This window comes from Flexivirga meconopsidis (assembly GCF_026162425.1).
Lineage (GTDB): Bacteria > Actinomycetota > Actinomycetes > Actinomycetales > Dermatophilaceae > Flexivirga > Flexivirga meconopsidis.
This window is the reverse complement of sequence record NZ_JAOBQJ010000008.1, coordinates 1-5,831: the sequence shown is the minus strand read 5'-3', so window position 1 is coordinate 5,831 and position 5,831 is coordinate 1. Positions and strand designations below refer to the sequence as shown.

The following is a 5,831-nucleotide window of genomic DNA, read 5'->3' as shown; positions in this document are numbered from 1 at the left end:
GTATATACGGAAATGAGGTGTCTCATGAGGCAAGTCCGCATGTAACCCGAGGATCAATCTGGCTGGGGTCACTGTGTAGTTGGTGAGACAGTCCACCGTCTCGTGTGAGACACCCCGGTGGCCTGCTCGTGGTGCCGCTGCCGGGACTTCATCGTCGCCGGAGTGGTGTCACCTTGCTGCCTGCTGCGTTGTTGACCGTTGACCGAAGCTGATCGAGTTCGACCTGCATCGCGCCGATGATGCCCTTGGCACCGGTGAGCGCCTTCTCAGTCTCCCTCAGCTTCCGTTTCAACTCGGCCATCTCGGCTTTGAGTTGGTTGTTCTCGGTCTCGCGCGCGAACTCCGCAGGCGTTCGGCCTGCTCGGGCACCGACTTGTTCGTCCCACCATTCCAGTAGCTGCGGGGCTCGGAAGAGTGTTGCTCTGCTGATCCCCGCCTCTCGCCGAATGTTCTCTTTGGTGAGCGCTCCATCGGTGCGGTCAGGCTTGCCGTCAAGGAGGCGGTTCATCGCGGCCGTGATACTGGCCTCGACCTGTTCCGACACCCGCGGTTGTGTTGCTGCTGCCATCTACCCTCCTCTCTCTGAGTACATTGTCGATCTTCTCTATCCGTGACGTGATCTGGTCACGGTTTTGCTGCGCGAGACCTCGCTCGCGCAGCAGCTTGGAATGGGCGGCACGGTCGGCTTCCCATAGCTTCCTCTGGGTGGCAGTGATGACACAGTTCGTGCACGAATCAGGTTCGCAACGTTGGAGTTCCAATGGTTCATCGCTTCCCTCTGGGACGCACTTTGCGACGCTGCGGTCTCCCAGGCACAGGCTGAACGTGCCGAAGTGAAGATCGGGAAAACGGGTTAGGAGTCGGCGGGTGAGGGTCTTGTCAGCGATGGTCGCAGCAGTCTCGGCGTGGATGCGTCTGGCACCTGGTCCCCGTAGGGAGTCGGCACCGTGAGCGGTGATGCTTGCGGTGAGGTCCTGGGCTGACCGTTCTGCCTCGGCGGACAGGAACTGGCTTCGCCAGTTCTTCGTCTCGGACGTGTATCCAGCGGTGAGTGCTCCGGCCATCGCTCTGCGGAAGACGTGTCCGAGTTGGATGCCTGCGGCGATTTCTCCGTGGGGTTCCTGGGCGGCGATCATCGCCATGGTTCTGCGGAGCATGTGGGGGGTGATTCTGCCTTCCGGGATAGGTTCGAGTCCCATCTGGTTGGCGTGTTGACGGACGTGCTTGATGAACTCGGTGATTTGGCCACCGGCATCGAATCCGACTGTGTCTGTTGCATGTCCACGAGTGCTGACGAAGAGACGGTCGTCGGGACTGCGCCGTTCGAGGATCGTGATGGCTTGAACGACTTCCTCGTTCACCCACCAGGTTCTGCGGGGAGCAAAGCTCTTGCCTTTGGCTGCGATGGATTCGACTGCGGGGAGTCCGTAGTAGCGGGTGACGCATCCGCGGCGAAGCTCTTGGACCTCGTTGTCCCGCATGAAGGTGAGTGCGGCGATCAGCAGGTAGCACGCTACTCGGAGCATGGCCTCTTCCCGGTTGAGGCGTTGTGCGTCAAGGGAATCGGTCCATGGATCGGATTGGCCGTCGAGTCGGGCGACGGGCGTGTGAAGACCGGTGCAGGTCCAGTATCCGAGCTTGATGCGGTCGATCGCGTAGGCCCGGCGCAAGCGCACGGAGGGTCGGTTTCCGGTGAGCAGCATGTCGGTGGCGCCATCGCTGATCAGCAACGATGTAACGCGACGGTTGATCAGCTTGCTCAGCGTGGCGTCGTCGGCCCCGGGGTTCGGCGCGGCTCGCACCGGGATCGCTTTCAAGGCCAAGAGGCCGCGGTCGATCGTTTCGGCGGATGGCGTGGTGCGGTTGGTGACTTGATATCGACGCTGGGTCTCTCGGGCCGCGATTATGTCGGCGGAGAACACTTGGACGTAGGCGAGGGCCGCACGGATTGTTGATCGCCACACCGAGGGGTCGACAGTCTCGGTGCTGAGGACGCCGCGATTCTGCGTACGGCGTGCGGTCCCGCTCCAAATGACTTCCGGCGCGCCTGTGTAGGTGACATGCGGGAGGATCGGGCGCAAGTGGTGGATGGCTCTCACTGCTGCGAGAGCGTCGTCGTGGCCGTTTGCTGAGGCTGTGGTCCGCACCGACCGATAGGCCAGGTCGAAGTGCATGGCGGTCCAGCCGGAGATGTCTTTCGGTAGCGCCGTATCGACCCCGGCCTGTCTCAGCAGCCGAAGGCCGTGAACGAGCCGCGCTGCGGTCAGCGGTGATTGGCCATGGTGGCGTGTCCGAATGCCTGCGTCGACAACTACCGGATGGCTTGGCGACAACGACACCAGCACGATGACCTTCGCGGTGTATAGCCATGACCCGTCGAGCTTGAACGCGATGCGACCCCACGAGCGGTACTGATTCGCTGGTCGTCCGAGACAGTTGGCGTCCCACACTGTCACGGTGTCATCGCCGAATGTCAGCACGTTGGGCGACACAGTGCGTCGTCCGACGAGCACCTTGTCGCTAGGTTCGAACCAGGGCCGTGATTCCGGTACGTCAGCTGCGGACGGCCCTGTACCAGAAGCGTTTCCGTTCATCCGTCCTCACCCAGCCGTTGGTCGATCGGAATGTGCAGCGTCTCGTCCTTGGCTCGTGCCCGCGCGATCTGGTCAGTGCTGAAATGCGACACCACCGCCTCGATCCAGTCCAGGCCCCGACCCCAGCGAGCGATGAACTGGACTGGGTCGGGAGCGCGGTCACGCAGTTCGGTGATGTGATCACGCATGATGAGTATTTGCGGCAGGTTCTCTTCAAGGACAACGGCGTTCGGGCATCCCAGGCACCCGATGGGCGGCATGATGCACAGCTCTCCGATCTCGGTATATGGGCCGGATCGGGCATCCGAACATCCGCATACGTGAAGGGATCGCACCCCGACGCTCTCCCCGGCGACCCGGCCTGCAACTTCGGCCACCTGGGGGTCATCACTGGTGGCGGCTACCTGGCCGGCTGGCTTCGGGAATACCGCGATCGACTGTGCTGCGGTCACGACTCGTGCCTGTGCCCGCCGAATCGTCTCCCCGGCGGCGGTCATCGTGCTGTCCACCTGGCGGTAATGCTTGGCGTATGTCCGTGCTGAATGATCACCATCGACGGCACCGAGAAGTGACCCGCCCTTGCGGGCGCGGATTGCCTTGGCAGATTTGCGGATTCGACGCGCATCGTACGGCGCGGTCAGGCCGAGTTGGTGGTCGTCATTGAACTGGCCGATTCCGTACTTGCGCGGATTCCACGGCGCAATCGAGACTCGGCCACGTGCCAGCACCTGTCCACACCAGATGGTCGTTAGTCCGGAGGTGACGCGCGCGAACGTGGTGCACTCGGTGAGGTCAGCGAGCACGCGGTAGGTGCGCGCCGAGGGCCCTGAGTTCTCGATGACGAGCGTGTCGCGTTTCCCGGCCCGCCGCTTGGTCAGATGAACGGTCGCGCGGGATTGGTCGATGCGCAGGTCACGCTCACACACGCCTCGCAGCACCTCTGGCTCTCGGCCCGTGCGCCACGCGAGCAGAATGAAGAACGCGGTCATTTCGCGCCGGGTCAACGTGGCTGCCGTCATAGCGTCGCGGACACGTTGGGTGCTGTTGCCCGACAGGTCACGGCCGAGCACGGTCTCGATTTCTCGACGTAACGACATGTCCGCGTCGATGTCGAGCGCGACCTCAGCGATGGTTCGCCGCGTCCCGAGGGCATCCCTGATCCATCGCTGGAAGGTCTCGCTGCTGTTGGCGAATCGGCTAAGGCGTTGCACGGCCTCAGAGGCATCGTGGCGCGCCGCGCGGCGCATCCGCGTGCCCTCTTCCTTACTGAATTCGTTGAGGCTGTAGACCACCTCGCTGGATGAGATTGGGCTTGCCCCGGACGCCCAGTGCGCCACCCGCACATCGAGCAGCCCTTGTTTGGACTCGCCGATGAACCGGATGATCCGGCGCACGCGTTTCAGGTAGCTCTGCGCAGTCGCCGACTTGTACTCGGACAACACGAGTTCATCGAATCCCTGGAGCAGGTTCCGCAGGTCCGGATGGCCAACGGTCAATACGATTGGGTTTCGTGCGTGTTCGTCACAAAACCGCAGTAGATGGCGGATCGGTGTCGCGAGTCCGGTCGAAGTTCGCGAAGTGCAGGCAGTGCGTGTGCAGAACGTCAGCCAGCCGTCAGCCAACTCGGTCGCGAGTCGGCGGCACTGAAAGTCACTCGGCACAAGCGTGACTGAATTGCTTGCGGCAGTGAGAAGTTCGTCTCGCCCCGTGTAGGAGCGAACCCGATCCGGGGCTACCACCGGGCGTCCTGCGGCAGCCCAATCTCACCCTCGGCGTCCCACTCGTCCAGCATGCGTTCCACCAGCGCCCGCAGGTCTTCGATATAGCGCAGGTAGACCGCGGTCGTGGACGGAGACGCGTGACCCAGCATCTTCTGCACGCTCAGCAACGGGTTGATCGACACTGCCTCACCGATTGTCTGCTGCGGGTCGCCTCCATCTGCAAGACGCTGGGCGTAGGCGTCGGTTGCGTGCCGAACCAAGTACCCCATCAACCTGACCGCGTAAGTGTGTCGCAGATCGTGCGGGCTTACACCGCCCGCAACCTGCGCGGCATCTGGGAACCGACTGACCCGGCGACTCGCATCGCGGAACGTCCGGTTCCAAGTGCTGGTGCCGATCATCAGGCCACCACGCCCGAGAAATACCGCGAGAGGTTCCAACCCAATTTCATTGCGGACAAACAACTTCCGACGTACACCGGGTGGCAGGCGTCGCAAGTCGATCTTCTTACGATCTATCCGGACGAACCCCTGGCGCGCGTCGTCCTCATCGCCAACGATCAGGTCGTTCTCGATTCGGCGGTAGAACGGCTGCTGGTGATAGACCAGCGACTTGCGGTGCCCGCGCACGTACTGCCAGACGTATTCCGCGGTGCGATCGGGAACGCATACATCCCGGGGCTTACCGAGTTTGGCGCACGCCTCGATAACAAACTCCCCGCTCGCGACCTCAGGCAAGAGCACGGTCGAGAACTCCGTGCGCCGCATACCAGTGCCGATCGCAAGCTCTGCCCCCGCAACGTTGCGCGACGCTTCCTCACCTCGAAACGTCGGGTCCAGACCACCAGAGGGCAAGCGACCCCCAAGCCCGATGTCACGGAAGGCGCGCCACTGCGCGAGGTCGAGATGCCGCACGTCAGCGTTCGCCTTGATCGGGGCGGTCAGAACCGAGCGTTGCCCGACCTCGATCCACGGACGCTTAGGAAGCCCGCCAGTAGCCACCAGGTAGTCGAGCAGCCTTCGAACGACGAGTGCTTCGGTACGCCACGACGAAGGAGCAAGGCCCGCGGACAGCCGCTCCCGGCGGTACCACGCCAGATCATGCTCAGTGACCGCATCCAGCGAAACACCTTGCTGCTCAAGAAGGTTCGCAAATCGAAGGGCCGTGTACGCGTACTGACGGATGCTCAGCGGTTCGAGAGTCGCCGCCATATGGACAGCGAACCGGTGCAAGAACGGGTGCGGACGGTGATCCGAAGTCAGGAAGACAGCGGCACCATCGGGAAGCGCGGCGCGGTGCAACAGGCCATCAATATCCAGGTCGAGATTCAGATGTCGACTCGCGGCGCACATTGCCGAGCGGTCGATGAACGTCAACGTCGTCACCCGTTGCCCAACCACCTCTCATGCTCGAACTGATACGCCGCAAGCTATGTCATATTTCATGGCCTGACCATCCCCGCGGTGCTATCCCCGGGGGTAGCCCTGAGACTGTGCAAACTCTGCCGTATAACCGG

Annotated in this window: 4 protein-coding genes; all 4 read right to left on the bottom strand. The window is 62.7% G+C overall.

Going from position 1 to position 5,831, the window contains the following annotated elements; all coding sequences use genetic code 11:
- Nucleotides 1-148: 148 nt before the first annotated feature.
- Nucleotides 149-544 carry a hypothetical protein gene (locus tag N2M23_RS20505; RefSeq protein ID WP_265448149.1) on the bottom strand — a complete coding sequence of 132 codons (396 nt, stop codon included), beginning with the start codon at nt 542-544 and terminating at the stop codon, nt 149-151.
- Nucleotides 492-2,492, bottom strand: coding sequence for a tyrosine-type recombinase/integrase (locus N2M23_RS21070; protein ID WP_265448148.1), 2,001 nt, complete (start codon nt 2,490-2,492; stop codon nt 492-494). The genes N2M23_RS20505 and N2M23_RS21070 overlap by 53 nt, the downstream gene beginning before the upstream one ends.
- 98 nt (nt 2,493-2,590) lie before the next feature.
- Nucleotides 2,591-4,036, bottom strand: coding sequence for a hypothetical protein (locus N2M23_RS20495; protein WP_265448146.1), 1,446 nt, complete (start codon nt 4,034-4,036; stop codon nt 2,591-2,593).
- Between the two features lie 290 nt (nt 4,037-4,326).
- Nucleotides 4,327-5,691, bottom strand: a complete 1,365-nt coding sequence (locus N2M23_RS20490) for a tyrosine-type recombinase/integrase (protein ID WP_265448144.1) — start codon at nt 5,689-5,691, stop codon at nt 4,327-4,329.
- Between the last annotated feature and the right edge of the window lie 140 nt (nt 5,692-5,831).